We start from the raw sequence: 24,795 nt of genomic DNA on the forward strand, positions 1-24,795 counted from the left end.
GTTTCGCGAATCAGATTGCGGGCGGCCGGTTCTCGAACGGCGTGGACAGCACGACGGTGGTGCGGGTCGAGACCTTCGCGGCCTCGCGGATCTGGCGCAGCAGGTCCTCCAGCCCCAGCGGCGAGGCCACCCGGACCTGCAGGATGTAGGACTCGTCACCGGCGACCGAGTAGCAGGACTCGATTTCCGGCAGGTGCTGCAGCCGCTGCGGGTAGTCGTCCGGGGCGGCCGGGTCGATCGGGGTCAGCGAGATGAACGCGGTCAGCGGCAGACCGATCTGCTCACCGTCCACCTTGGCCGTGTAGCCCTGCAGCGCGCCCCGCTGCTCCAGCCGCCGGACGCGCTGGTGCACGGCCGACACGCTGAGCCCGACGCGCTCGGCCAGCTCGGTGAAGCTGCATCGGCCGTCGCGCGCGAGCTCGCGCAGGATCGCCCGGTCGGTGGCCTCCAGGGCACCCGGGCCGGTGTTCCGTTCGCTCACGCCGGCAGCACCACCAGCTCGTGCGGCTGGTTGTTCACGCTCTCCACGCCGTCCTCGGTGACGATCACGATGTCCTCGATCCGCGCACCCCACTTGCCCTGCTGGTAGATGCCGGGCTCGACGCTGAACGCCATGCCCGCTTCGAGGACCAGGTCGTTGCCGCCGACGACGTAGGGCTCCTCGTGCACGTCGAGGCCGATGCCGTGACCGGTCCGGTGCACGAAGTTCTCACCGAAGCCCGCCGCGGCGATGGGCTCGCGGGCGGCGGCGTCGATGGACTCGGCGGTGGCGCCGGGCCGCACGGCGGCGACGGCGGCGCGCTGCGCGGCCTGCAGGACCGCGTAGGTCTCGCGCACGTCGGCCCCGGAGGGCTCGCCGACGGCGTAGGTGCGGGTGCAGTCGGAGTTGTAGCCGCTGGCGATCGGTCCGCCGATGTCGATGACCACCACGTCACCGCGCTCGATCACCCGGTCGGACACCGAGTGGTGCGGGCTGGCGCCGTTGGGGCCGGAGCCGACGATGATGAAGGCGGCCTCGGTGTGCCCCTCGGCGATGATGGCCTCGCCGATGTCGGCGCCGACCTCGGCTTCGGTGCGGCCGGGCTTGAGGAACTCCGCCATCCGGGCGTGCACCCGGTCGATCGCGGCACCGGCGTCGCGCAGCGCCTGCAGCTCGGTGGCGTCCTTGCGCATCCGCAGCTCGCGCAGCACCGGCGAGGCCAGCACCTGCTCGGTGTCGGGGAGCGCGCCGCGCAGCGGGATCGTGTGCAGCGCGGGCATCGCGTCGGCCACCGCGATGCGCGAGGGCGTGCCCAGCAGGTCGGCCACGATCCGGTGCGAGTCCTGGCCGTCGACCCAGGTCACGACCTCGATGCCGAGGCCGTCGAGCGGCACGTCGGCGTACCCGGGGGCCTCCAGCTTGGGCACCACGAGGGCGGGTCGGCCGTCGGCGGGCAGCACCAGGCAGGTCAGCCGCTCGTGCGACTCACCTCCGGCGCCCAGCAGATAGCGAAGGTCGGAGCCGGGCGTGATCAGCAGCGCGTCCAGGTCGGAGGCGGCAGCGGTTTCCGCGGCACGGGTCAGGCGCGCGGCGAGCACGGCGGGGTCCTGCTTCAACGAGACGGTGGCCATGGTCCAAGCCTAATCCCGGCGGGGTTGTCCGCCGACCGGCGCCCGGTGGTTCCCCGCCTCGTCATCGGCCCCGGTGATCCGGGCGTCCGGCGCCTTCGAGCACGGCCGGACAGGCGACGTCCCCCCACCCGAGGTCGTCGTGGTGGCGGTAAGTCGCCTGTCTCGCACCCGGTTCACGGTCGCGGACCGCGGACCGGGTCAGGCCGATCGAATCAGGCGGCTCAAATCAGGCGGCTCGAATCAGGCGGGGGCCTTGTCCAGGTCCTGCTCCAGCAGCGCGGCGAGCTCGTCGAGCGAGGTCTCGTCGGCGCAGGTCAGCTCGACCTCCTCGCCGTGGTGGGCGGCGAGGCCCATCACGCCGAGGACGCTGGCCGCGTCGACCGGTTCGCCGGCCACGCCGTCGACGACCTTCGCGATCGTGACGGACTCGGAGCGGGATGCCGCGGCCTGGGCGAACAGGGCGGCGGGGCGGGCGTGCAGGCCGACGGAGGCGGCGATGCGGACGCGGCGGTGCATGCGGATTCCTCTCGGAAGTCGTTGGGGTGGAAGGCGTTCCGACGGCTCAGGCGGCGACGGGCTCGGCGGTTTCGGCGGCCCGCTCGGCGGCGGGTTCCCCCGCGGGCCGACCGATCCGCTTGGCGACCAGCACCGCGGCGGCGGAGACGACCACGCCGATCACGATCGCGGCCAGGTACGGCAGCGGGTTGCCCACCAGCGGGGTCACGAAGATGCCGCCGTGCGGGGCGCGCAGCGTGGCGCCGAAGCTCATCGACAGCGCACCCGTGGTGGCCGCGCCGATCACGGTGGACGGGATGACCCGCAGCGGGTCGGCGGCGGCGAACGGGATGGCGCCCTCGGTGATGAACGAGGCGCCCAGCAGCCACGCGGTGCGGCCGTTGGCCCGCTCGGCCGGGGTGAACAGGCCACCGCGCACGGCCGAGGCCAGCGCGAGCGCCAGCGGCGGCACCATGCCCGCGGCCATCACCGCGGCCATGATCTCCAGCGAGGTCGTGTTGCCGATGCTCAGGCCGCCGACGGCGAACGTGTAGGCGACCTTGTTGATCGGACCGCCCATGTCGAAGGCGATCATCGCTCCCAGCAGCGCACCGAGCAGGGCCGCGTTGGCCCCGGACAACCCGGTCAGCCAGTCGGTCAGCGCGGTCATGGCCAGCGCGATCGGCTTGCCGACGACCACGAACATCAGGATGCCGACCACCAGCGTGCCCAGCAGCGGCAGCACCACCACCGGCATGATCCCGGCGATCCCGCGCGGGACCTTGACGGTCTTGAGCCCGGCGATCACCGCACCGGCGAGCAGACCCGCGACCAGTCCGCCGAGGAACCCGGCGCCGACGGTCACGGCGATGGCGCCGCCGACGAAACCGGGGGCGATGGCAGGTCGGTCGGCGATCGCGAAGGCGATGAACCCGGCCAGCACCGGCACCAGGAACTCGAAGGCGGCCGAGCCGATCTGGTTGGCCAGCGCAGCCCAGGAGACCAGGCTGGTCGCGTCGAAGTGGTCGGTGACCGGCGGGGCGTCGGTGATCTGGTAGCCGCCGAGCGCGAAGCTCAGCGCGATCAGCAGACCGCCCGCGGCCACGAACGGGATCATGTAGCTGACGCCGGTCATGAGCCACTGCCGCAGCCGGCTGCCGAACCCGGCACCGGCGGCGACCTTGCTGGACAGCGCGGGCTCAGCGGGTTCGGCGGGCTCCGCGGACCCCGGCTCGGGGGCCTCCGCGGCGGCCTCGGCGGCGCGGGTCAGCAGCGCGGGCGCGTCGTTGATGGCCTGCTTGACGGGGACCTCGACGATCGGCTTGCCGGCGAAGCGCTCCCGGTCCCGCACGCCCACGTCGACGGCGAAGATCACCGCGTCGGCGCTGCGGATGTCCTCTGCCGACAGCGGGGTCGATCCGGCGGAGCCCTGGGTCTCGACCTTCAGCTCGGCACCGGCGTCGGCGGCCGCCTGTTCGAGGGCCTCGGCGGCCATGTAGGTGTGCGCGATCCCGGTCGGGCAGGCGGTGATGGCCACGTACTTCACGGTGCGACCTCCTCGCTGATGTAGGCGGCCAGCTCGGCCGGGTCGGTGGCCTCGGCGAGCGTCGTCTTGAACTGGGCGCGCACGAGGCGGCGCGCGAGCGCGGCCAGCACGGTCATGTGCTGCTCACCGCCACCTTCCGGGGCGGCGATCAGGAAGATCAGCTTGGCGGGTCCGTCCTCGGCGCCGAAGTCCACGCCCGCGCTGCTGCGGCCGAAGGCCAGCGACGGCGCGGTCACCGCGGTGGAGCGGCAGTGCGGGATGCCGATGCCGCCCTCCAGGCCGGTCGGCATCTGCGCCTCGCGGGCGTCGATGTCGGCCAGGAAGGTTTCGAGGTCGGTGACGCGGCCGGCGTCCACCAGCCGCTGGGCCAGTTCGCGGACCACGGCCCGCCGGTCGGTGCCGGACAGCTCCAGCTCGACGAGGTCCCGGGTGATCAGTTCGGTTGTCATGCAGCCACTCCGCTGAGGCTCACTGTTGCGTCCACTGCGTCCACCCGCACGCGCTGCGGGTGGACGTCGTTCAATCCGGGCATGCGGCTTCCCGCGAGCCCGACGGCGGCCGTGCCGTAGGCGACGGCGCTGCGCAGCGCCGCCTCCCCGACCGCGCTCTCGCGCAGGAACCCGGCGAGCATCGCGTCACCGGCGCCCACGGTGCTGCGCACCTCGGCGGCGGCGCTCGTCGCGTGCAGGGCGCCGGCTGCGCTCACCAGCACCGCGCCCAGCTCCCCGAGGCTGACCAGCACGGTGCCCACCCCGTCGGCCCGCAGCCGGTGGGCGACGTCGAGCACGTCCCCGAGGTCGCGCAGCGGGCCACCCGCCAGGTCGGCGAGTTCGGCGAGGTTCGGTTTGATCAGGTCGGGGGCCGCCTCGCAGGCCAGCGCCAGCGGCGGGCCGGAGGCGTCCACGGCGACCCGGGTGCCCGCGGCGCGGGCCGCGCCGACGAGCCGGGCGTGCAGGTCGGGCGGGCAGCCGTCGGGCAGGCTCCCGCAGGTCACCAGCCATTCGGCGCGCCCGGCGAGCTCGATCACCGAGGTCTCCAGCGCGGCGATCTCGGCTTCGGTGAGGCGCGGTCCGGGCTCGTTGAACTTGCTGGTGGTGCCGTCGGCCTCCACGACCGCGATGTTGCTGCGGGTCGCGGCGTTCACCGGGACCTCCACGACCGGAACCGCTTCGGGCGCCAGCAATTCCGCCAGCCGGGCCCCTTCGGCTCCGCCGGAGGGCAGCACGGCCAGGGTGGGCACGCCCGCGGCAGCCAGGGCCCGGGCGACGTTCACGCCCTTGCCGCCCGGGTCGAGCTGCACCTGCTTGGCGCGGTGCACCTCGCCGGGCACCACCCGGTCGACCTGGACGGTGCGGTCGAGGCTGGGGTTGGGCGTCACGGTGACGATCACGCCAGCACCACCTCCGCCTCGGTCCGCTGGAGCTCGTCGACGGCGGCCCGGTCGAGGCCGTCGTCGGTGATGACCCGGTCGATCTCGGACAGCTCGGCGAAGCGGCTGAACTGGTCGTCGCCGTACTTGCTGTGGTCGGCCAGCAGCACGCGCTGCCTGCAGGCGGCGATCATCGCCGACTTCACCGCCGACTCGGCGGGGTCGGGCGTGGTGCAGCCGCGCGCGGCGGAGAAGCCGTTGGTGCCGAAGAAACCGACGTCGACGGTCAGCTGCCGGAGCACGTCCAGGGCCCAGGACTCGACGGTGGCGAGCGTGGTGCCGCGCACCCGGCCGCCGAGCAGGTGCACGTTGACGCCGTTGCGGGCCGCCAGGAGGTTGGCGGCGGGCAGCGAGTTGGTGACCACGGTCAGCTCCCGGTCGGCGGGCAGCAGCGCGGCGAGCTTGGCGGTGGTGGTCCCTCCGTCGAGCAGCACGGTGCCCCGGGCCGGGACGTGGTCGAGGGCCGCCTTGGCGATGCGCTCCTTGGCCTCGGCGTTGGTCTGGTCGCGCAGCGGGACTCCGGGTTCGAAGTCGAGCCGTTCCACGGCGATGGCCCCGCCGTAGACGCGCCGCAGCAGGCCCTGCCGCTCCAGCGCGGCGAGGTCGCGGCGGATCGTCTCGGGTGCCACCTCGAACTCGGCCGCGGCGGCGGTGACGTCGATGCGCCCGTCCTGCCTCGCCCGCTGCGCCAGCAGCTGTTGGCGCTCCGCCCCGTACATGCCCGTTTTCCTCCGCTTGGTGTTTGGTGTTGCCTGATTCTGCCTCTTGTTGTCATATTGTCAAGGCCTCGGGCCCACGAGGATTGAAGCTCGTCGCGTAGGGAGCAGTGCATGTCGACGGTACGAGGAGTCGGAGTCAGCCCCGGCCGGGCGGCCGGCCCGGTCGTGTTGGTTCATGACCGGTTGCCCGAACCCGCCAGCGGACCCGAGCCCGCCGACCTCGCGGTCGAGGCGGGCCGGATCCGGCCCGCCGCGCAGGAGGTGGCCGCGCAGCTGCGGGACCGCGCCGAGCGCGCGAGCGGCGAGGCGCGGGCGGTCCTCGACGTCACGGCCGCGATGGCCACCGACCCGTCCCTGCTCTCCGCCGCCGAGCGGGCGGTGACCGACCGGCGGCTGCCCGCCGCCCGGGCGGTCTTCGAGGCCGCCGCGCAGTTCGCCGAGACGCTGGCCGCCGCGGGCGGTTACCTGGCCGAACGCGTCCGCGACGTCGAGGACGTGCGGGACCGCCTCGTCGCCCGGCTCTCCGGTGTCGCCGTCGCGGGAGTGCCCGCGACGAGCACGCCGAGCGTGCTGGTCTCCCGCGACCTCGCCCCGGCCGACACCGCCGACCTCGACCCGAAGATGGTGCTCGCGCTGGTCACCGAGGAGGGCGGCCCGACCAGCCACACCGCGATCCTGGCGCGTTCCCTGGGCATCCCGGCCGTCGTGGCCGCGCGCGGCGCGCTGAGCGCCGAGGCCGCCGGGGCCAGGGTGGACGGATCGGCGGGCACGGTCGAACTCGTCGCCGAGCAGCTCGTGCCCGAAGCCGCGACCCGCACCGAGAACCGCTGGCACGGCACCGGATCGACCTCCGACGGGCACGCGGTGAAGCTGCTGGCCAACGTCGGCTCGGTCACGGACGCCACCGCCGCCCTCGACGCGGGCGCCGAGGGGTCGGGGTTGTTCCGCACCGAGTTCTGCTTCCTCGACGCCACGACCGAACCCACCGAGGCCCAGCAGCGCGAGGCCTACGCCGCGGTGCTCCGGCCGTTCGCCGGAAAGCCCGTCGTGGTGCGCACTCTCGACGCCGGAGCGGACAAGCCCCTGCCGTTCCTGGACGTCGACGCCGAACCGAACCCCGCGCTGGGCGTGCGGGGCCTGCGGGTCGCCTTCGACCGGCCGGGCCTGCTGGATCGCCAGCTGGCCGCCATCGTCTCGGCGGCCGAGGACACCGGCGCCGACGTCTCGGTGATGGCACCGATGGTCGCGACCCCGGCCGAGGCGGCGTGGTTCGCCGAGCGGGCCCGCGCCGCCGGTGTCGGCCGCGTCGGCGTCATGGTCGAGACCCCGGCGGCGGCGCTGTGCGCCGGGGAGCTCCTGTCCGAAGTGGACTTCGCGAGCATCGGCACCAACGACCTCGCCCAGTACACCTGCGCCGCGGACCGCATGATCGGCGCGCTCGCCGAGCTCAACGACCCGTGGCAGCCCGCGCTGCTGCGCCTGGTCGCGATGCTCGGCGAAGCCTCCCGCGCGCAGGCCGCACCGGTCGGCGTGTGCGGCGAGGCCGCCTCCGACCCGCTGCTGGCCGGTGTCCTCGCAGGACTGGGAGTCGCCAGCCTCTCGATGACGGCCGCGGCCCTCCCCTCGGTCGGCGCGGCCCTGGCCGAGCACCCGCTGAAAACCTGGCGACGAGCAGCGGAACAGGCGGTCTCAGCCCCCGGAGCAGCCCAAGCCCGCGAACGCGCCCGCGCGGTCCTGGACGGCTGATCCGCGGCAGGTCGGGCACACGTCGTCACCCCCGCATGACAAGCTTGGGGGTGTGACCGGACCTCTGATGCTCGTGGACTCCGCCGGGTTGTGGTTTCGCTCGTTCTACGCGCTGCCCGACTCGTTGACCTCCCCTGACGGCACGCCGGTGAACTCGGTGCGCGGCTTCTGCGACATGCTGGCGAAGCTGATCACCGACCGGCGGCCGTCTCGGCTGGTTGCCTGCCTGGACAACGACTGGCGCCCGCAGTTCCGGGTCGACGCGCTGCCCTCGTACAAGACGCACCGGGTGGCCGTGGAGGACCCGGACGCCGAGGACGTGCCCGACGCGCTGTCCCCGCAGATCCCGGTGATCATGGAGGTGCTCGACGCCGCGGGCATCGCCACCGCCGAGGCCGAGGGGTTCGAGGCCGACGACGTGATCGGGGCGCTGGCCGATCGGGAGCGCACCGATCCGGTGGAGGTCGTCACCGGCGACCGCGACCTGTTCCAGCTGGTGCGCGCCGAGCCGCAGGTGCGGGTCATCTACATCGGCGCGGGCCTGGCCAAGGCCCAGGACTTCGGCCCGGCTGAGCTGGCGGAGAAGTACGCGCTGAACCCGCAGCGCGCGGGCGCGGACTACGCGGAGATGGCGGTGCTGCGCGGCGACCCGTCCGACGGGCTGCCGGGCGTGGCCGGCATCGGCGAGAAGACGGCCGCGAAGCTGATCACCCAGTTCGGCTCGCTTGAGGCGCTGCTGCGCGGCGCCGCCGAGGGCGACGCCCGCCTGACCTCGCGCGTCCGCGCGAAGCTCACCGACTCCGCCGAGTACCTGGCCGCGGCCCCGGCGGTGGTCAACGTCGTCCGCGACGCCCCCGTGGTGATGGACCGCGACTCCGACGCCATGCCCGCGGCACCGGACGTCGACCGCCTCCACGACCTGCAGAAGACCTGGGGTCTCGGAGCCAGCATCGACCGACTCGTCGCCGCGCTGGAGAACTAGCCGCGACCACCCGACATCTCCCGCCTACTTCGGGTGGCCGACCTCGTAGACGCCGTCCTCGTTCTTGACGGTGACGGTGACGGTCTTGTTCTGGCCGTTGACCTGGACCTGGCAGTCGAAGCGGCGCTGGACCTCCACCGGCTGACCGTCCGGGCACGTCACGGTGCCGACCCCGGCGAGGCTGTAGGAGCCCTTGAGGGTCTGGGTGACGCCCTTCTCCACGCTGGCCGCGTCGAAGACCGGGCGCACGAAGAACCCGGGCGCCACGAAACCGAGCACCAGCACGATGGCGACGACCACCAGCACGCCCGAACCGCCGAGGATCCACGGCAGCTTCGAGCGCCCCGCCTTCTTCGGCGGCACCTGCGGGAACCCGAACCCGTCCGGCGACGGGTAGTACGGCTGCGGCTGCCCGTAGCCGTAGGGCTGCTGCCCGTACTGCGGCTGCTGGGGCTGGAGCGGCTGCTGCGGCACCGGCTGCGGCGGCATCGGTTGCTGCTGCTGCATCGGCTGTTGGACGGGTTGCTGCTGAACCGGCTGCGGCACACCGCCGTAACCGCCCGGCTGCGGCTGGCCCTGCGGCATCCCGCCCGGCTGCATCCCGGGCCCCTGGGGCTGCTGCCCCCACTGGGGGTAACCCCCTGGCGGGCCGTAGGGGGACGACATCTACACCTCCGGATGAATTCAGCTGGCGCGGCCGACGTTCAGTGATCCAACCACAGTCGGCTCACACCCCACCGGCGGCCACCACGCCGCGGCGGATCGCGGTCACGGCCTTCGCCGCCGCCGCACCGACCTGGTCCTGGGTGCCGACGACGTCGCGGATCTGGTCCAGGAGGTCGATGACCTGGCGGCACCAGCGCACGAAGTCACCGGCCGACAGCTCGGTGCCCGCCGACTCGGCGGCGGTGAGCACCTTCTCCAGCGACTCACCGCGCGCCCACCGGAACACCGGCCAGGCGAAACCGGCGTCGGGCTCGCGGGTGCGGTTGAGCTTGTGCCTGCGCTCGTCGTCCTCCAGCTCCTCCCACAGGTGCCAGGTCGACATCAGCGCGTCGGTCACCGGCCCGGCGGGCACCTGCGGAGCAGGGCCCTCCCGCCGCGCCTCGTAGACCAGGGAGGACACCACGGCCGCGAGCTCGGCCGGGCCGAGGCCCTTCCAGGTGCCCACCCGCAGGCACTCGGCGGCCAGCAGGTCCGACTCGCTGTAGAGCCGCGACAACCGGCGCCCGTGCTCGGTGACCTGACCGGCCTGCGTCTCGGGCTCGTCCGCACCGGGCTTGCCGCCCGGCGCGGGCAGGTAGTCGCGCTCGGTCAGCAGCGCCACGATCCGGTCGAACGAGCGGGCCAGCGAGTGGGTGGTGCTGTTGACCTTGCGGCGCAGGTTCTCGTTCTCGGCGCGCAGCCGCTCGTAGCGCTCCGCCCAGCGGGCGTGCGCCTCCCGCTCGTCGCAGCCGTGGCACGGGTGGGCCTTCAGCGCCCGCCGCAACGCAGCCAGCTCCGCGTCGTCACCCGCGTCCGAACGCCTGCGACCGCGCCCGCCCGGGGCGCTCAGGCCCGTGTTGCGCAGCGAGGACGCCAGGTCCCGGCGGGACTTCGGGGAGCGGGTGTCGACGTGCTTGGGCAGCTTGATCTTGCCCAGCGCCTCCACCGGCGAGGTGAAGTCGGCGACCGACAGGCGCCCCGACCAGCGGTCCTCGGTCACCACCAGCGGACGCGGCTCCCCCATCGGCTCCAGGCCCGGGTCGATCACCACGGCCAGCCCGGACCGGCGACCCGCGGGCACCGAGATCACGTCGCCCTTGCGCAGCTTCTCCAGCGACTTGGCCGCCTCCGCGCGACGCGACTGCCGGTTCTGCCTGGCCAGCGCCTTCTCCCGCTCGGAGATGCGGCGCCGCAGGTCGAAGTACTCGGCGAAGTCGCCCAGGTGGCACTCCATCGCCTCGGTGTAGCCCTCCAGGGCCTCGGCGTTGCGCTCCACGCGGCGCGACAGCCCCACCACCGACCGGTCGGCCTGGAACTGCGCGAACGACTGCTCCAGCAGATCCCGAGCTGCGTCCTGGCCCACGCGCTGCACCAGGTTGACGGCCATGTTGTAGCCGGGCCGGAACGACGAGCGCAGCGGGTAGGTGCGGGTCGAGGCCAGACCGGCGACCTGCTTGGGGTCCACGCCGGGCTGCCAGACCACCACCGCGTGGCCCTCGACGTCGATGCCGCGCCGCCCGGCACGGCCGGTGAGCTGCGTGTACTCGCCGGGGCTGAGGTCCACGTGCGACTCGCCGTTGTACTTCACCAGCCGCTCCAGCACCACCGTGCGGGCGGGCATGTTGATGCCCAGCGCCAGCGTCTCGGTGGCGAACACGGCCTTGACCAGGCCGCGCACGAACAGCTCCTCGACGGTCTCCTTGAACGCGGGCAGCAGACCGGCGTGGTGCGCGGCCACGCCCCGCTCCAGCGCGTCCCGCCACTCCCAGAAGCCCAGCACCCCGAGGTCGGAGTCGGGCAGGTTGGCGGTGCGCTCGTCGATGACCTCGCGGATCTCCTCGACCTCGATCTCGGAGGTCAGCCGCAGTCCCGCCCGGACGCACTGCTGCACCGCCTGGTCGCAGCCGTTGCGGCTGAAGATGAACACGATCGCGGGCAGCAGCCCGGCCTGGTCGAGGCTGGTCAGCATCTCCAACCGCGACGGGGGGAAGAACCGCGGCGGGCGCGGGCCCTTGCGCTTCTGCGGCGGGGCGCCGCGGCGCCCCTGCGGCAGGTGCGTGCGGGCCAGCTGCTGGGTGTGCCGCAGCAGGTGCTGGTTGATGCTCAGCTCGTGGTCGTCGGTCTCCCCGCCGAACAGGTCGAACATCCGGGGCCCGACCTGCATGTGCTGCCACAGCGGCACCGGCCGGTGCTCGTCGACGACGATCGTGGTGTCGCCGCGCACCTCCTGCAGCCACTCGCCGAACTCCTCGGCGTTGCTCACGGTCGCCGACAGGCTCGCGACCTGCACGTAGTCGGGCAGGTGCAGGATGACTTCCTCCCACACCGCGCCTCGGAACCGGTCTGCGAGGTAGTGGACCTCGTCCATCACCACGTACCCGAGCTGGTCCAGCCCGCGCGAACCGGCGTAGAGCATGTTGCGCAGCACCTCGGTGGTCATCACGACCACCTGCGCGTCACCGTTGATCGAGGTGTCGCCGGTGAGCAGCCCGACCGCGTCGCTGCCGTACCGCTCGCTCAGGTCGGCGAACTTCTGGTTGGACAGCGCCTTGATGGGCGTGGTGTAGAAGCAGCGGCGCCCCTCCGACAGCGCCAGGTGCACGGCGAACTCGCCCACCACGGTCTTGCCCGCGCCGGTGGGCGCGCACACCAGCACGCCCCGCCCGGCTTCCAGCGCCTGGCACCCGGTGAGCTGGAAGGGGTCTAGTTCGAAGGACAGCTCCGCGATGAACTCGGCCAGTTTCGGATGGGCGCTGCGGCGGGAGTGCGCCGCGTACGCATCGGCCGGCGAGAGCTTGGTCGGGTTGGAACGGCTGGCAGCCACGCCCCAAGGTTTTCACATCACACCGACCGGTGTCTCACAGTGCTTCACGACGTGGCGCAAGCGGCGAAGCCGCGAGCCGGGAAACCCACCTCCGCAGCCGGCACCGCCGCGGGTTCTGAGACGTCTTCTGGCGAGTACGCCGCGACGCCGCGCATTGGCTGCCTCAGGAGTGGTGCACGGAGTCCAGAAGACGTCTCAGGTTCCGCTACCCGCACCGCCAAGCAAGTGGAGCAGCACGGATCTTCACCCGTGCGATGGCGCACAAGCGACGCTCAGGGCACCTGGGACGCAGCGGATCGTCAGGGGCAGCCGGGCCTGGGGTTCGCCGTCGGCGTAAGCCAGCCACCCGTTGTCACCGCCGAGCCGGACCGTCTTGGCGCGCAGCGTGGTGACCGCCGGGTGGTCCACGTGCCGCCCGGTGCGCAGCCGCGGCAGGATCCGCACCAGCTCCCGCCGGGACACCTTCCCGACCACGGTCACGTCGAACAGGCCGTCGTCGTCGACCGCGTCGGGGCAGATCGGGATGCCGCCGCCGTACCAGCCGGTGTTGCCGATCGCGATCAGCGTGGCCTCGGTGTCGAGCACGCCGTGCTCGGTCTCCACCCGCAGCGTCCCGGTGCGCAGCCCCAGCAGCTCCCGGACCAGCGCGATGTCGTAGCGGCGCTGCCCGCGCGGACGGCGCATCCGGTTGGCGCGGGCGTTGACCTTCGCGTCGAACCCGGCGCACAGCACGGTGGCGAACCATCCGGTGCCCGCGACCTTGCCGAGGTCGACGTGCCGCCGGGATCCGGCGGAGAGGGCCTTGGCCGCGGCGCGGGCGGCGGCGACTGGTTCGCGCGGGATGCCCAGGCTGCGCGCCAGGTCGTTGCCGGTGCCCGCCGGGATGATCGCCAGCGCGGTCGCCGACTCCGCGCAGGCCTGCACTGCCAGGTGCGCGATGCCGTCGCCACCGACCACGGCCAGCACGTCGGCCCGGTCCTCCACCGCGCGCCGCACGGCGGCCTCGGTGCCGACCGCGTCGGTGGCGATCACCGTCCGCACCTCGCAGACAGCGCGAAGGTGGTCGGTGAGCTCACCGACCACCTTCGCGGAAAGACCTCCACCGGCCGCGGGATTGATCACCAGGACGCAACGCATGAGCATGCATCTAAGCCCACCGGCGGCCCGCTTGGCCAGGGGCCCGGGCGTCAGGTCGCGTCGTCGTGCTTGGGCATCGCCGAAGGTGTCGTGTCCAGCTGCGAGGCCATCGGGTCGATCTCCGACGCCTCGTCGAGACCGACACCGGTCAGCCCCTCGGCCGCCATCTTCTTGGCCTTGCGCCGGTCGTGCGAGCGGCAGATCAGCGCCGCCAGCGCGAACAGCAGCGACAGGGCCGCAGCCAGCGCCAGCATCGAGAACGGGTCCTGACCGGGCGTGGCGACCGCGGCGAAAACGAACAGCGCGAACACCAGGCCACGCCACCAGCGGCGGAGCTTGTCGTAGGTGACCACGCCCGCGCGGTTGAGCATCACCAGGATCAGCGGCAGCTCGAAGCTCACGCCGAAGATCACCAGCAGCAGCAGCATGAAGTTGATGTACTTGCCACCGGTCAGCGCGGTGAAGAACGCCTCGCCGCCGAAGCCCGCCATGAACGTCAGCGCCTCGGGCACCACGTAGTAGGCCAGCACCGCGCCCGCGACGAACAGGATCGTCGCGAAGAACACGAAGGAGCGCGCGAACTTGCGCTCCTTGGCGTAGAGCCCGGGCGTGATGAACGCCCACAGCTGGTACAGCCACACCGGGCTGAACAGCAGCGCACCGACCGACAGACCGACCTTCATGCGCAGCATGAAGATCTCGAACGGCTCGGTCTGCAGCAGCTGGCAGGTCCCGTTCGGACTCAGCCGCTGGTTGACCGGCAGCGCGCAGTACGGGTGGAGCAGCACGTCGCTGAGCGTCGGCCACCCGAACGGCGCGGTGGAGAACCAGATGAACCCGAGGATGGCCCCGATGATCACGAACGTCACCGCCACCCCGAGCCGGTACCGCAGCTCGTAGAGGTGGTCGATGATCGTCATCGTGCCGTCGGGGTTGTGCCTGCGTCCCCACCGACGGCGATCACTCCGGAACGGGTTCAGGCGACGCAGTGGACTGTCACCCACTTCGCTTGCCCCGTCCCGTTCAGTTCTTCTGCTGGTTCTGCTGCTTGTCCTCGGCCGGCGAGGTCGCCGGCGGAGCGCTCGGCTCGCCCGCGGTCAGCTCCGGCTTCTGCTCCTTCTCGGACTGAGCCTTCTTCGCGGCTTCCTCATCGGCCTTCATGCCGCGCGCCTCAGCCTTGAACACCCGAGCGGACTGTCCCAGAGAACGGGCCATCTGCGGGAGCTTGGTGGCGCCGAACAGCAGCACCAGAACCAAGACGATGAGGATCAGCTCCCAGCCACCTGGCAAACCCATCCGTACACAACCTTTCGTGATGTCCCTGCTGAGCGCTCATGGTACGCGCGGCAGGCGTCGGCAAATAGGTCCGTTTCCGGTTCTCGTCAACCGCGGCGGCGCTGCGAGATCGCCACCTTCAGCCCGGCGACCCGCGCCTTGACCATTCCGCTGCGATCGGCGAGAGCGCTGGTCGCGCTCCGCTGCGCGCGCTGGAACCGGCGCACCTCCAACAGGGTCCTGACCAGCAGGAACACCAGCAGGACGAGGCCTGCTGCCAGCAGCACGAGAGTCCACACGAACGGCACGTCTTTCACCGTATCGGGCTCAGGTTGACGGAAGGTGACGGGTCCGCCTCAACGCGGCACTCGCTCGTTGACGCACGTCACCTCCCAGCTCACCGGGCGTGAGCACGCGCACCTGCCCGCCGAGGCCTAGCAGCAGCCGCACCATCCAGGCCCGGTCGGCGTAGCGCATCCGCACCCGCGCCCGCCCGCCGGGCAGCTCGGTGACCTCGTCGACCTGGTAGTACTCGGCGACCCAGCGGGCGTCGGGTTCCAGCTCCAGCTCGGCCACCTGCTGGTCCGGGGCGGGCTGGAACAGACCTGCGGAAACATCGGTCGGCTCGGCCTCGGACGGTGGCCGGGCCGGCTCGTCGAGGCGCTGGGCGTCGTCGATGCGGTCCAGCCGGAACATCCGGACGCCGCGCGCGCTGCGGCACCAGGCCTCCAGGTAGCTGCGGCCGTCGACCAGCAGCAACCGCATCGGATCGACCGTCCGCTCGCTGATCTCGTCGCGCGAAGCCGTGTAGTAACGGATGCGCAACGCTTTTCCGCTGGTCGCAGCCGATTGGACCGTCCGGCGGACGTCCGGGTCGACCGCGTCCTCGGTGCCGAGCCCGATCACCACGCCCGACGGCCGGGCCTGGCCGACGGCGTTCTCCACCTTGGCCAGGGTGCGCTGCACCGCGTCGGTGTCGGGCACGCCCGGGGTCTCGGCCAGCGCGCGCAGCGCCACCAGCAGCGACGTCGCCTCGGAGGCCGTCAGCCGCAGCGGGCGCCGCATGCCTGCGTCGTAGGTGACGGTGATCGAGTCGCTGTCGAAGGACAGGTCGATGAGGTCGCCGGGCCCGTAGCCGGGCAGCCCGCACATCCACAGCAGTTCCAGGTCCTTGCGCAGCTGCTGCGGGGTCACGCCGAAGTCGGCGGCGGCGTCGGCGATGGGGATGCCGGGGCGGCTGAGCAGGTACGGCACCAGCGCCAGCAACCTGGGCAGGCGTTGCGTCGCGCTGGTCATCGCTGCTCCTCCCCCGCCGCGTCCAGGTGGATCTCGTGCACGGCCTTGCGCAGCGTGTCGGGCTGCAGCACGGCCACGTCGGGCCCGTACCCCGCGAGCCAACCGGCCGCGGACTCCGGGTACTTCACGTCCAGTTCCAGCACCTCGCCGGGATCGCCGTCGAGCTCCAGGCGCTCGACGGTCTTGCCGAAGCGCCGCACGCCGTGCGCGCGACCGTCGGCGACCCACACCCGCGACGGGGTCGGCGGCGGGGGCTCGCGCTGCTCGCCGGCGACCATCTGGAGCAGGTCGACCTCGGGCGGGCGCTGCACGACGCCGCTGCGCCCCAAGGCGGTGACCTGGCCCTGGATGCGGGAGAGCCGGAAGCAGCGGGGTGCCTGCCGGTCTCGGTCGTGACCGACGACGTACCAGCGGCCGCGCCAGGACACCACGCCCCAGGGCTCGACGGTCCGGTGCCGCACCTCGGGACTGCTGGGACGCCGGTAGTCGAACTCGACGACGCGACCGGCCTGCACGGCCGAGTGCAGCGCGGAGAAGGCGGGTTCGCTGGTGCGGACCTTCGGCTCCACGGCCGCCGAGGCGCGCTCGTCGACGTCGACCCCGGCGGCGCGCAGCTTGAGCAGCGCGCCCTGGGCGGCGGAGGTGAACTCCGGCGAGTCCCACAGCCGCACGGCGAGCGCGACGGCGGCGGCCTCGTCGGGTTCCAGGTCGATGTCGCCGAGCTCGTAGTCGCGGCGGGCGATGCGGTAGCCGTCGGCGCTGTCGAAGGCGGAGTTGCGCCCGGTCTCCAGCGGGATCCCCAGGTCGCGCAGTTCCGCCTTGTCCCGCTCGAAGGTCCGGAAGAACGCCTCGTCGGACGGCGCGTCGGCGTAACCGGCGACGATGTGCCGGATCCGCTCTGCGGTGAGGTACTGGCGGGTCGACAGCAGGCAGAGCACCAAGTTCACCAAGCGTTCAGCACGCACAGTGGCCACCCCGAAACTCTAGCCCCCACCCATTCGATCATGAGTTCGGGTGGCGGGCGCGCCCCCGCACATCACCCATCCGAATGACCCCTGGTCGAAAACCCCGGTTTTCATCGCGCGAAAACCGGGGTTCTCAACGCGACGAATGTTGCGGTTTTCGACGTGGGATCGGTTTCGGTGGGTGCTGAAGTCATCGTTGATGCGAAAGTCGTTCAGGTGTTGTTCGGTTTCCTACCGTGGAGGACATGGGTGTTCTGATGATCACCGGTGCCTCGCGGGGCATCGGGGCCGCTACCGCGCGTCTGGCCGTCGACCAGGGGTATCGAGTCGTCTTGCTGGCCCGGGACGCCGAGGCGTTGTCCGGGCTGGTCGAGGAGCTGGGAGCCGGGAGCGCGGCGGCCCTGCCGTGCGACGTCACCGACTACGCGAGCCTCACCGAGGCCGTCGCGACCACCGAGCAGCGCTTCGGGAGCGTGGACGCCGTGCTGGCCAACGCCGGGATGAGCGTGCCCACCTCGTTCCTGGGCAGCGGCGGCGCCGAGCCCGAGCAGTGGCGGGACATGGTGCTCACCAACGTCTACGGGGCCGCCATCACGGCCCGCGCGGCGCTGCCCGCGCTCGTGCGCAGCCGCGGGCACCTGGTGCTGACCGGGTCCAACGCCGGCCGCGGCATCCGCCCCGGCAACCTCTACTCCGCCACCAAGTGGGCGGTGACCGGCATGGCGCAGAACATCCGGGCCGAGTGCGTCGGCACCGGCGTGCGGGTCACGCTCGTCCAGCCGGGCATGGTCGAGACCGACATGACGGCCGACCGCACCGACGTCCCCAAGCTGCGGGCCGAGGACATCGCCCGGGGCGTCCTCTACGCGCTGAGCCAGCCGGAGACCGTCGACGTCAACGAGCTGACGATCCGACCGGTCGGTCAGGCTCCGCAGAGCTGAGGCGTGGGGAAGTTTTCATGAAAACTTCCCCACCCACCCTCACAACGAGTTGATCAGCCGTTCCACCCGCTCGTCCACGGCGCGGAACGGGTCCTTGCACAGCACGGTGCGCTGCGCCTGATCGTTGAGCTTGAGGTGCACCCAGTCGACCGTGAAGTCCCGGCCGGCGGCCTGAGCTGCGGCGATGAAGTCACCGCGCAGCTTCGCCCGGGTGCTCTGCGGCGGGGTGTCCTTCGCCGCCTCGATCTCGCCGTCCTCGGTGGCGCGGTCGACGAGGTCCTTGCGCTGCAGCATGTCGAACAGGCCCCTGCCCCGCCGGATGTCGTGGTAGGCGAGGTCGAGCTGCGCGATGCGCGGGCTGGACAGCTCCAGCCCGTGCTTGCTGCGGTAGCGCTCGAGCAGCCGGAGCTTGATCGCCCAGTCGACCTCCCGGTCGATCAGCGAGTAGTCCTCGTGCTCGATGGCGTCCAGCGCACGGCCCCACAGGTCCAGGATCCGCTCCGACATCGGGTCCGAGCCGCGGCGGGCGACGTGGTCGACGGCGCGGCTGTGGTACTCCCGCTGGATGTCCAGCGCGGAGGCCTCCCGCCCGCCTGCCAGCCGGACCGTGCGGCGACCGGTGAGGTCGTGGCTGATCTCGCGGATGGCGCGGATGGGGTTGTCCAGGCTGAAGTCCCGGAACTGCACGCCCTGCTCGATCATCTCCAGCACGAGGTTCGCCGCCCCCACCTTGAGCAGGGTCGTCACCTCCGACATGTTGGAGTCGCCGACGATCACGTGCAGCCGCCGGTAGCGCTCGGCGTCGGCGTGCGGCTCGTCGCGGGTGTTGATGATCGGCCGGGACCGGGTGGTGGCGCTGGAGACGCCCTCCCAGATGTGCTCGGCCCGCTGCGAGAGGCAGTACACGGCACCGCGCGGGGTCTGCAGGACCTTGCCCGCGCCGCAGATGAGCTGGCGCGTGACCAGGAACGGCAGCAGCACGTCGGCGATGCGGGAGAACTCGCCGGAGCGTCCGACCAGGTAGTTCTCGTGGCAGCCGTAGGAGTTGCCCGCCGAATCGGTGTTGTTCTTGAACAGGAAGATGTCCCCGCCGATGCCCTCGTCGGAGAGCCGGCGCTCGGCATCCGTGAGCAGGTCCTCCAAGATCCGCTCACCCGCCTTGTCGTGCGTGACCAGCTGGGTGAGGTCGTCGCACTCGGCCGTGGCGTACTCGGGGTGGGAACCCACGTCGAGGTAGAGACGAGCCCCGTTGCGCAGGAAGACGTTCGACGACCTTCCCCACGACACGACCCGTCGGAACAGGTACCTGGCCACCTCGTCCGGGGACAGTCTGCGCTGCCCGTGGAACGTGCAGGTGACCCCGAACTCGGTTTCGATGCCGAAGATCCGCCGCTGCATGTCTCCACACTAGGCGCAAAACCGCCCTCGCGGCGGTCCGCCGTTCGGGCAACTGTCGAATCGACTTCACCGATTTTCGGTAGCAGGCCGTCACCCGCCCCGACGCGCACGCACCCGCACGGAGCAGCCCGAACGCCGTACAGCCGTACGACTTCCCGGGATGTGGAACCCCCGGAAACGACACCGCTCCCGCACCCGGCGGGGTGCGGGAGCGGTCGGCGCACGCTCACTTTCCGGACGAGCCGCCCTCGCCGGAGGGCTCCTCGGCCGAGGAGTCCGAAGTCGACTCGGGCAGCAGCGCCGTCAGCGCCGCGCCCTGGATCCGGCGGAACGTCCGGTTAGGACGGGAACGATCGAGCACCGCGACCTCCAGGGCCTTGGTGCCGAGCTCGCGCCCGGAGTCCCCACTGGACGAAAGTCCCTTGACAGCGACCCGCACCGCGTCGCCCAATTCCAGCCCGTCGCTGAAGGAATCCTTCAACGCGCTGGTGATGGTGTCGGCCTGGCCGCCCATCACGACGTACTGCGGTTCGTCCACGATGGATCCGTCGTAGGTGAGCCGGTACAGCTGGTCGGACTCGGCGGTCGCCCCGACCTCCGCCACGCAGATCTCCACCTCGAACGGCTTGATCTGCTCGGTGAAGATCGCCCCCAGGTGCTGGGCGTAGGTGTTGGCCAGCGAGCGGCCGGTCACGTCGCGGCGGTCGTAGGAGTACCCGCGCACGTCGGCGATGCGCACACCGGCGACCCGCAGCGCCTCGAACTCGCTGTAGCGGCCCACCGCGGCGAAGCCGATGCGGTCGTAGATCTCGGAGACCTTGTGCAACGTCGGAGACGGGTTCTCGGCGACGAACAGCACCCCACCGGCGTACTTGAGCACCACCACGCTGCGGCCCCGGGCGATGCCCTTGCGGGCGAGCTCGGAACGCTCCCGCATCAACTGCTCGGGGGAGGTGTAGAACGGCATCGTCACGGCTTCTGCACTCCTGAATCTGCTCGCTGTGGCAGGCGGGATCGTGGGAACGGCGCTGGTCAGCCGCCCGGGTTCTCCAGGCGTCCGTTGACCACGGCGGTGGCGATCTCGGCGGTCCGCTCCTCGGTCAGCCGCACCGAGCCCTCGGCGCCGGTGATGGAGATGACCGACGGGTAGATCCGCCGGGACACGTCCGGGCCGCCGGTCGCGCTGTCGTCGTCGGCCGCGTCGTAGAGCGCCTCCACCGCGGTGCGCGCAGCGGTGTCGAGGTCGGCGTCCGGGTCGAAGCGCTTCTTCAGCGCCGACTTGGCGAACTGCGAGCCCGAGCCGACCGCGTGGTAGCCGCCCGCCTCGTCGTAGCGGCCGCCGACCACGTCGTAGGACACGATCCGACCCGCGCGGTCCGGGTCCTCGGCGTCGGTGTCGTAGCCGGCGAACAGCGGCACGACCGCCAGGCCCTGCATGGCCGCGGACAGGTTGCCCCGCAGCATCGTGGCCAGCTTGTTCGACTTGCCGTCCAGGGACAGCGAGATGCCTTCGAGCTTCTCGTAGTGCTCCAGCTCGACGGCGTAGAGCTTGACGAGCTCCTGCGCGACACCGGCCGTCCCGGCGATGCCCACCGCCGAGTAGGAGTCGGTGATGAACAGCTTCTCCATGTCCCGCTGGGCGATGACGTTGCCCATCGTCGCCCGCCGGTCACCGGCCAGCAGCACGCCGCCGCGGAAGGTCACCGCGACGATCGTGGTGCCGTGCGGCGCCTGAACAGCGCCTTCGGGCGCCTTGCGCCCGCCCGGCAGCAGTTCCGGCGCGGTGGCGCTGAGGAAGTCGGTGAACGACGAGGATCCGGGGGTCAGGTAGGCGGCGGGAAGCGCCTGCCCGGGGAACTGGGCCGAGCTCTGGTCCATCAGCGACATCGTCTCCGTTCTCACAGGACTCCTGCGACAGGATGCACTCTAGTCATGATCGAATGCGCAGCGAAGGGCACCGGGCCGGTGTTTCTCCGGCCCGGTGACCGGTTCTCGCTTCGATCACCGCGCGGGCGCACCGGCGGCAGCGGGCTTACTCGCCGCCCTTCTGCACGTAGGCGCGCACGAAGTCCTCGGCGTTCTCCTCCAGGACGTCGTCGATCTCGTCCAGGATGGCGTCGACGTCCTCGCCGAGCTTTTCGCGACGTTCCTGACCGGCGGCCTCCGGTCCGTTCTCTTCCTCGCCGTCGTCGCCGCCGCCCGTCCGCTGAGCCTTCTCCTGAGACATCTCGCCTCCCGGTGGGTTGAAGTCCCGAACACCCCCGGAATCGGGGACGTCCTGCTGTGAACACTACCTATCCGACCACTCGTTCGCCCACGCCCAGCCGGGCGTCTTTGACGATCTTTCCCGCTACCTGACGTGCGCGAAACGTGCTCGTCGCCGGCGGCGCGTCACCCCTTCGTCAGCGAGTCGACCAGCTCCTCGGCGCTGTTGCTGGCCTCCAGCAGGGCGCCGACGTGGGCCTTGGTGCCCCGCAGCGGTTCCAACGTCGGGATGCGCACCAGCGATTCCCGGCCGAGGTCGAAGATGACCGAGTCCCAGGACGCGGCCGCGACCTCCGCCGGGTAGCGCTCCAGGCAGCGACCCCGGAAGTAGGCGCGGGTGTCCTCCGGTGGCGCGGACACCGCCTCCTGGACCTCCTCCTCGCTGACCAGGCGCTTCATCGAACCACGGGTGACCAGCCGGTTGTAGAGTCCTTTGTCCAGGCGCACGTCGGAGTACTGCAGGTCGATCATGTGCAGCCGCGGCGAGGCCCAGCCGAGGCCGTCGCGGCTGCGGTAGCTCTCCATCAGCCGCAGCTTGGCCGGCCAGTCCAGCCGGTCGGAGCAGGACATCGGGTCGGTGGCGAGCATGTCGAGCACCTCGCCCCAGGTGTTGAGCACGTCCCGGGAGGCCCGCTCGGCGCCGTTGACGTCGAGGAACTCCGCGGCCCGCTCGTGGTAGGCGCGCTGCAGGTCCAGACCGGTGAACCGGCGGCCGTCGGCGAGCTCCACGGACTGCTTGAGGCTCGGGTCGTGGCTGATCAGGTGCACCGCCTGCACCGGGTCGGCCAGCTTGAGGTCGTCGAAGCGCAACCCGTGCTCGATCATGTCGAGCACCAGGGCGGTGGTGCCGACCTTGAGGTAGGTGGAGGTCTCCGCGAGGTTGGCGTCGCCGATGATGACGTGCAGCCGCCGGTACTTGTCGGCGTCGGCGTGCGGTTCGTCGCGGGTGTTGATGATGCCGCGCTTGAGCGTGGTCTCCAGACCGACCTCGACCTCGATGTAGTCCGAGCGCTGGGACAGCTGGAAACCGGCCTTCTCCCCGGCCTGGCCGAGCCCGACCCGGCCGGACCCGCACATCACCTGCCGGGAGGCGAAGAACGGCGTCAGACCGCCGATCACCGAGGTGAACGGGGTGTTGCGGGCCATCAGGTAGTTCTCGTGGGTGCCGTAGCTGGCGCCCTTGCCGTCGACGTTGTTCTTGTACAGCTGGATCGGGGCGGTGCCGGGCACGCTGGCGGCGCGCATCGCCGCCTCCTCCATGACGCGCTCGCCCGCCTTGTCCCAGATGACCGCGTCGCGCGGGTTGGTCACCTCGGGCGCGGAGTACTCGGGGTGGGCGTGGTCGACGTAGAGCCGGGCGCCGTTGGTGAGGATGACGTTGGCCGCCCCGAGGTCGTCGCCGTCCGAGCCGGTGGGCTGCTGCGCCGCCGAGCTCAGGTCGAAGCCGCGCGCATCGCGCAGGGGCGACTCGACCTCGTAGTCCCAGCGGGCGCGTCTGGCCCGCGGGATCTCGGCCGCCGCCGCGTAAGCCAGCACGATGTGGGTGGAGGTCAGCACCGGGTTGGCGCTGGAGTCGCCCGGTACGACGATGCCGTACTCCACCTCGGTTCCCATGATCCGCCGCATACCTCGCAGAGTACGGGGTGGGACCGATTTCTCAAGAAAACGGCGGCGTCCGCCGAGGGCGAACCCCGCCTCGGCGGGATGACACCATCGCTGACGTGAACTCGGGCGAGGAGCAGGTCGCGCTGTACGACGCGGTCGGGCGTGTCGTGGGTGCGGTGACGAGGCGCGAGATGCGCGAGGGGGGCCTGTGGCACGCGGCGACGGCCGTGCTGCTGCGCTCCGGCGACGGCGAGCGGGTCTACGTGCACCGCCGCACCGACACCAAGGACGTCTACCCCGGTCTGCACGACTGCACGGCGGGCGGCGTGGTGGCCGCCGGCGAGGACCCGTTCGACGGGGCCCGCCGCGAGCTCGCCGAGGAGCTGGGCGTGGACGCCGAACCGGAGTTCCTGTTCCGCGAGGTGTTCGAGCAGGGCACCGTCCGCTACCACGGTTTCGTCTTCCAGGCCCGCTGGGACGGGCCCGTGGTCCACCAGCCGGAGGAGGTCGCCGAGGGCTGGTGGATGCCCCTCGCCGAGCTCCGCGAACGCCTCGACGACCCGAACTGGCCCGTCGTCCCCGACGGCCGCGCGTTCGCCCTCCGCTGGCTGCGGGACCTCGGCTGAGACCTCCCGTTCGTGGGGGAAGTTTTCATGAAAACTGTCCCGTCCTTCCAAACGCGGGTCGGGACAGTTTTCATGAAAACTTCCCAATCCCCCAACGTGAAGGACCAGGTCATCCCACCACCGGGTCTTCCGTCACGTCTCGAGTGGTGGGGGAAGTTTTCATGAAAACTTCCCCCACCCTCACCACGGTCAGTGCCAGGGCATTTCGGAGCGTTCGCCCCAGTAGGTCGCGGCGTCGCGCGCCAGGGACGCGAGGGTGCCGAGCTCCTGGTCGGTGAGTTCGACGTTCAGGGCGTCCAGGTTGGTCTCCAGCTGCTCGACGCTGGCCGGGCCGAGCAGGACCACGTCCGCCCACGGCTGGGCAAGCGCGTGGGCGATGGCGATGGCGTCCGGCCCCACGCCGTGGCCGCGGGCGATGGCGGCGAACTCCTCCGGCGGGTCCAGCGCGAGCCTGCCGTTGGCCATCGTCTCCTTCAGCAGCACCCGCCAGCCGCCGGTGTGCACCTCGTTGAGGACGCGCCCGACGGACGGCTCGGTGGTGTTCCAGGTCGACTGCACGGCGCTGAACAGCTGGCTGCCGCCGATCTCCAGCTCCCAGGCCCGCTCGACGCTCTCGGCCTGCGCGGCGCCGCTGGTGGAGAATCCGAGCCGCACACCGGCGTCGCGGATGCGGGCCAGCTCGTGCTGCAGCTCCAGGTCCTCGAACAGCGGGCTGGAACCGGTCAGCGAGTGCACCTGGTAGAGGTCGATGCGGTCGCCGAGCAGCGTGCGGGTCTCGGCCCACTGGCTGCGCAGCCGCTCCAGCGAGTGCTCCTTGACCTCGTGCACCTCGGTCTCGATGCGCCACTGCGCGACGTAGGCGTAGCCCCACTTGCTGGAGACCGTGACGTCGGCGTGGCCGCGCTCCCCCAGCCAGTCGGCCAGGAACTGCTCGGCGCTGCCGTAGGAGCGGGCGGTGTCGACCCAGCGGATGCCGCGGGCGTAGGCGGCGTCCAGGACGGCGCGAGTGCGCTCCTTCATCGCCTGGGCGGTGCGCTGCTGCGGCAGGGCTTCGGTGCGGCCGACGTTGATGTAGGCCGGTCTGCCCAGCGCGGCGAGCCCGAGTCCCAGTCGCTGCACGGGGTTCTGCGCGGGGATCATGCCCTGAAAACTATCCCGTCGGGCTTGGGCCCGCACGAGCTCGGGGCCGCCATCCCGGAAGGAGGGATGGCGGCCCCGGTTCTCGACTCG

Annotated in this window: 25 protein-coding genes; 4 read left to right on the forward strand and 21 right to left on the reverse strand. The window is 71.6% G+C overall.

The features are described from left to right. Window positions 1-10 precede the first annotated feature (10 nt). The 7 genes from QFW96_RS01475 to QFW96_RS01505 all read right to left on the reverse strand — a co-directional run bounded on the left by QFW96_RS01475 (window position 11) and on the right by QFW96_RS01505 (window position 5,800). Window positions 11-481, reverse strand: coding sequence for an Lrp/AsnC family transcriptional regulator (locus QFW96_RS01475; protein WP_406689712.1), 471 nt, complete (start codon window positions 479-481; stop codon window positions 11-13). Next, on the reverse strand, window positions 478-1,611 hold the full coding sequence (locus QFW96_RS01480; protein ID WP_281453632.1) for a M24 family metallopeptidase: 1,134 nt from the start codon (window positions 1,609-1,611) through the stop codon (window positions 478-480). Before QFW96_RS01480 ends, QFW96_RS01475 begins: the two co-directional genes overlap by 4 nt. A 240-nt stretch (window positions 1,612-1,851) precedes the next feature. Next, the gene (locus QFW96_RS01485) at window positions 1,852-2,127 is read right to left on the reverse strand and encodes an HPr family phosphocarrier protein (RefSeq protein WP_281453633.1); all 276 of its coding nucleotides are present in this window, start codon (window positions 2,125-2,127) and stop codon (window positions 1,852-1,854) included. Between the two features lie 46 nt (window positions 2,128-2,173). Then, on the reverse strand, window positions 2,174-3,652 hold the full coding sequence (locus tag QFW96_RS01490) for a PTS fructose transporter subunit IIC (protein WP_281453634.1): 1,479 nt from the start codon (window positions 3,650-3,652) through the stop codon (window positions 2,174-2,176). After that, window positions 3,649-4,101: a PTS sugar transporter subunit IIA gene (locus QFW96_RS01495; RefSeq protein ID WP_281453635.1), complete on the reverse strand. Its 453-nt coding sequence runs from the start codon at window positions 4,099-4,101 to the stop codon at window positions 3,649-3,651. The genes QFW96_RS01490 and QFW96_RS01495 overlap by 4 nt, the downstream gene beginning before the upstream one ends. Then, window positions 4,098-5,042 (reverse strand): 1-phosphofructokinase, encoded by a 945-nt coding sequence (gene pfkB / locus QFW96_RS01500; RefSeq protein ID WP_281453636.1) that lies wholly within the window; start codon window positions 5,040-5,042, stop codon window positions 4,098-4,100. The genes QFW96_RS01495 and pfkB overlap by 4 nt, the downstream gene beginning before the upstream one ends. Next, on the reverse strand, window positions 5,039-5,800 hold the full coding sequence (locus QFW96_RS01505; protein ID WP_281453637.1) for a DeoR/GlpR family DNA-binding transcription regulator: 762 nt from the start codon (window positions 5,798-5,800) through the stop codon (window positions 5,039-5,041). Before QFW96_RS01505 ends, pfkB begins: the two co-directional genes overlap by 4 nt. A gap of 111 nt (window positions 5,801-5,911) precedes the next feature. On the opposite strand from QFW96_RS01505, the gene QFW96_RS01510 reads away from it, so the two are divergent. Continuing rightward, on the forward strand, window positions 5,912-7,546 hold the full coding sequence (locus QFW96_RS01510) for a phosphoenolpyruvate--protein phosphotransferase (protein WP_281453638.1): 1,635 nt from the start codon (window positions 5,912-5,914) through the stop codon (window positions 7,544-7,546). Between the two features lie 67 nt (window positions 7,547-7,613). Then, complete coding sequence (locus tag QFW96_RS01515) at window positions 7,614-8,528, forward strand: 5'-3' exonuclease (RefSeq protein ID WP_281454017.1); 915 nt, start codon at window positions 7,614-7,616, stop codon at window positions 8,526-8,528. A gap of 24 nt (window positions 8,529-8,552) precedes the next feature. Here QFW96_RS01515 and QFW96_RS01520 read toward each other — a convergent pair whose 3' ends face one another. The 8 genes from QFW96_RS01520 to QFW96_RS01555 all read right to left on the reverse strand — a co-directional run bounded on the left by QFW96_RS01520 (window position 8,553) and on the right by QFW96_RS01555 (window position 16,739). After that, window positions 8,553-9,194, reverse strand: a complete 642-nt coding sequence (locus QFW96_RS01520) for a DUF4333 domain-containing protein (protein WP_281453639.1) — start codon at window positions 9,192-9,194, stop codon at window positions 8,553-8,555. 61 nt (window positions 9,195-9,255) lie between these two features. Continuing rightward, window positions 9,256-12,057: a DEAD/DEAH box helicase gene (locus QFW96_RS01525; protein ID WP_281453640.1), complete on the reverse strand. Its 2,802-nt coding sequence runs from the start codon at window positions 12,055-12,057 to the stop codon at window positions 9,256-9,258. Window positions 12,058-12,300: 243 nt separating this feature from the next. Next, window positions 12,301-13,200 (reverse strand): diacylglycerol/lipid kinase family protein, encoded by a 900-nt coding sequence (locus tag QFW96_RS01530; protein WP_281453641.1) that lies wholly within the window; start codon window positions 13,198-13,200, stop codon window positions 12,301-12,303. A 44-nt stretch (window positions 13,201-13,244) separates the two neighbouring features. Further along, complete coding sequence (tatC, locus tag QFW96_RS01535) at window positions 13,245-14,114, reverse strand: twin-arginine translocase subunit TatC (RefSeq protein WP_281453642.1); 870 nt, start codon at window positions 14,112-14,114, stop codon at window positions 13,245-13,247. Window positions 14,115-14,217: 103 nt separating this feature from the next. After that, window positions 14,218-14,490, reverse strand: a complete 273-nt coding sequence (gene tatA, locus QFW96_RS01540; RefSeq protein ID WP_281453643.1) for a Sec-independent protein translocase subunit TatA — start codon at window positions 14,488-14,490, stop codon at window positions 14,218-14,220. Between the two features lie 86 nt (window positions 14,491-14,576). Next, window positions 14,577-14,777: a bacteriophage holin gene (locus QFW96_RS01545; RefSeq protein ID WP_281453644.1), complete on the reverse strand. Its 201-nt coding sequence runs from the start codon at window positions 14,775-14,777 to the stop codon at window positions 14,577-14,579. A gap of 19 nt (window positions 14,778-14,796) precedes the next feature. Beyond that, window positions 14,797-15,765: a helix-turn-helix transcriptional regulator gene (locus QFW96_RS01550; protein ID WP_281453645.1), complete on the reverse strand. Its 969-nt coding sequence runs from the start codon at window positions 15,763-15,765 to the stop codon at window positions 14,797-14,799. After that, window positions 15,762-16,739 (reverse strand): helix-turn-helix transcriptional regulator, encoded by a 978-nt coding sequence (locus QFW96_RS01555; protein ID WP_281453646.1) that lies wholly within the window; start codon window positions 16,737-16,739, stop codon window positions 15,762-15,764. The genes QFW96_RS01550 and QFW96_RS01555 overlap by 4 nt, the downstream gene beginning before the upstream one ends. Before the next feature lie 236 nt (window positions 16,740-16,975). Here QFW96_RS01555 and QFW96_RS01560 point away from each other — a divergent pair, with 236 nt between their 5' ends. Next, window positions 16,976-17,671, forward strand: a complete 696-nt coding sequence (locus QFW96_RS01560) for an SDR family oxidoreductase (protein ID WP_281453647.1) — start codon at window positions 16,976-16,978, stop codon at window positions 17,669-17,671. Between the two features lie 39 nt (window positions 17,672-17,710). On the opposite strand, the gene pafA is transcribed toward QFW96_RS01560, so the two are convergent. The 5 genes from pafA to dop form a co-directional block, all read right to left on the reverse strand. Beyond that, complete coding sequence (pafA, locus tag QFW96_RS01565; protein WP_281453648.1) at window positions 17,711-19,069, reverse strand: Pup--protein ligase; 1,359 nt, start codon at window positions 19,067-19,069, stop codon at window positions 17,711-17,713. Between the two features lie 226 nt (window positions 19,070-19,295). Then, the gene (gene prcA / locus QFW96_RS01570) at window positions 19,296-20,042 is read right to left on the reverse strand and encodes a proteasome subunit alpha (RefSeq protein ID WP_281453649.1); all 747 of its coding nucleotides are present in this window, start codon (window positions 20,040-20,042) and stop codon (window positions 19,296-19,298) included. Window positions 20,043-20,101: 59 nt separating this feature from the next. Then, entirely contained in the window at window positions 20,102-20,947 is an 846-nt protein-coding gene (prcB, locus tag QFW96_RS01575) for a proteasome subunit beta (protein ID WP_281454018.1), read from the reverse strand. 154 nt (window positions 20,948-21,101) lie between these two features. Beyond that, window positions 21,102-21,296, reverse strand: coding sequence for a ubiquitin-like protein Pup (locus QFW96_RS01580; protein WP_281453650.1), 195 nt, complete (start codon window positions 21,294-21,296; stop codon window positions 21,102-21,104). Window positions 21,297-21,460: 164 nt separating this feature from the next. Next, complete coding sequence (dop, locus tag QFW96_RS01585) at window positions 21,461-22,960, reverse strand: depupylase/deamidase Dop (RefSeq protein ID WP_281453651.1); 1,500 nt, start codon at window positions 22,958-22,960, stop codon at window positions 21,461-21,463. A 95-nt stretch (window positions 22,961-23,055) separates the two neighbouring features. Here dop and QFW96_RS01590 point away from each other — a divergent pair, with 95 nt between their 5' ends. Then, a complete protein-coding gene (locus tag QFW96_RS01590; protein ID WP_281453652.1) occupies window positions 23,056-23,565 on the forward strand; it encodes an NUDIX hydrolase in 510 nt (169 codons plus the stop codon). A gap of 189 nt (window positions 23,566-23,754) precedes the next feature. Here the strand turns inward: QFW96_RS01590 and QFW96_RS01595 are convergent, their stop codons facing one another. After that, window positions 23,755-24,705, reverse strand: a complete 951-nt coding sequence (locus QFW96_RS01595; RefSeq protein WP_281453653.1) for an aldo/keto reductase — start codon at window positions 24,703-24,705, stop codon at window positions 23,755-23,757. Between the last annotated feature and the right edge of the window lie 90 nt (window positions 24,706-24,795).

Origin of the sequence: Saccharopolyspora ipomoeae (genome assembly GCF_029952525.1) — a bacterium.
GTDB lineage: Bacteria > Actinomycetota > Actinomycetes > Mycobacteriales > Pseudonocardiaceae > Saccharopolyspora > Saccharopolyspora ipomoeae.